The sequence below is a fragment of the Pseudomaricurvus sp. genome (assembly GCF_965662505.1).
In the GTDB taxonomy this organism is placed as follows: Bacteria; Pseudomonadota; Gammaproteobacteria; order Pseudomonadales; family Cellvibrionaceae; genus Pseudomaricurvus.
Map to the genome: position 1 here is coordinate 1 of NZ_CBFIHX010000239.1, position 1,963 is coordinate 1,963.

Below are 1,963 nucleotides of genomic sequence, written 5' to 3' on the forward strand. Positions count from 1 at the left end.
CGCTGCGATCCTTGCTCAGCTTGAATCGCACGTCGCAATTCTGGTCCACTGATGGTGGCAGTACCCAGCTTACCCACCACAATTCCTGCTGCCACATTCGCCAGAGCCACCGCCAGTGGCAGCTCACTGCCCGCTGCCAGTGAAGACGCCAACACAGAAATCACGGTATCACCGGCGCCCGTCACATCAAACACCTCACGGGCGCGGGCTGGCAAATGGAACTCGGGCTGATTCGGACGTAGTAAAGTCATGCCGTATTCACCGCGAGTCACCAACAGCGCCTCAAGATCCAGCGACAACATCAACTCAGTTCCCTTGGCCACCAGATCACTCTCATGGGGACAAGGGCCTACGACTTCTTCAAACTCATGCAGGTTAGGGGTCAACAGAGTAGCGCCGCGGTAGCGTTCAAAATCTGTTCCCTTAGGGTCCACCAACACCGGCACACCGACTTCCCGCGCTGCCTGAATCAGGCTCTGAGTGTCTTGCAGACTGCCTTTGGCATAATCAGACAAAATCACCGCGCCCATCATCGGCAGGCGCTTTTTGGCTTTTTCCAGAAAACTGTCGCTGTCCTCTGCCGCAAAAGACTCTTCGAAATCCATACGGATCAGCTGCTGATGACGACTTATGACACGCAATTTAGTAATGGTGGGTTTGTCAGTCGACGCCTGAAAATCCGTGTGAATACCTACAGCCTCGAGTCGAGAGCGTAGAGCATCTGCCGCTTCATCCTGCCCAACCACACTGATCAAAGACGCCCCAGAACCCAGCGCCGCAATATTTAACGCCACGTTACCAGCGCCGCCAGGACGATCCTCAATGCCATTAACCTTAACCACTGGAACCGGTGCTTCCGGGGAAATGCGCGAAGTGCCGCCTACCCAGTAACGGTCGAGCATGACGTCACCGATCACAAGAACCTGGGAGCGATCGAAGCGGGGCATGGTGAGTTTCATGATATGTTCTCAGTAATTCATTAATGGCTATGGGCTATTTTAACCCGCTATCCCTGAAACTGCATCGAATGCAGCTTGGCGTAAACACCCTGCTGAGCCAGCAGCTCAGTATGACTGCCCGCCTCCACCAGGCGCCCCTTATCCATAACCACAATCTTGTCAGCGGTTTCGATGGTGGACAAGCGGTGCGCAATCACCAATGTTGTGCGGCCTTTCATCAATTCTTCCAGGGCATCCTGAATCGCTCGTTCCGACTCGGTATCCAGAGCCGAAGTGGCCTCATCCAGAATCAAAACTGGTGCATCTTTCAGTAACGCTCGGGCTATTGCCAAACGCTGACGCTGCCCGCCAGAAAGACGTGTGCCATCCTCTCCGATCAAAGTATTAAAACCTTGGGGCATACCTTCAATAAATTCTGTGGCATGTGCCGCCTTCGCCGCCTGACGAATAGCGTCTTCAGAGGCGCCCGCCAAACCGCCGTAGGCGATATTACTGGCCACAGTATCGTTAAACAGCACCACATCCTGATTCACCAAGGCAATCTGTTCGCGTAATGACGACAGGGTGTAATCTGTGAGAGGCACATCATCCAATAGAATCTGCCCTCGATCATATTCATAAAACCGCGGAATCAGACTCGCCAATGTTGATTTACCACTGCCCGAACTGCCCACCAACGCTACTGTTTCACCCGGTTCTATAGAGAGGTTAACCTCTCTCAACACATCACCCTCTTCCGGATTGTAGGTGAAGGACAGCTGCTTAAATTCTAATCGCCCTTCAACACGCGGTACGGCAACTTGACCACGATCTTTTTCCGGGGTTTCATCCAGCTGCTCAAAAATGCTTTGGGCCGCGGCGATGCCTTTTTGTATCGTTCCGTAAATTTCACTCAGCTGGCGAATAGGCTTGGGAAGTAAACCTGCAGCCGTAATATAGGCCACAAAAGCGCCCGGACTCGATGTATCCATAAAGGTCATGGCCAGATACACCAGAGTCCCCAT

Annotated in this window: 2 protein-coding genes; both read right to left on the reverse strand. The window is 53.1% G+C overall.

Annotated elements, in window-relative coordinates; genetic code table 11:
• On the reverse strand, positions 1-959 hold a 959-nt coding region (gene rfaE1, locus ACTG33_RS17120), incomplete at its 3' end, for a D-glycero-beta-D-manno-heptose-7-phosphate kinase (protein ID WP_439136481.1).
• Between the two features lie 47 nt (positions 960-1,006).
• Positions 1,007-1,963: ATP-binding cassette domain-containing protein (locus ACTG33_RS17125; protein ID WP_439136483.1), on the reverse strand; the 957-nt coding region annotated here is incomplete at its 5' end.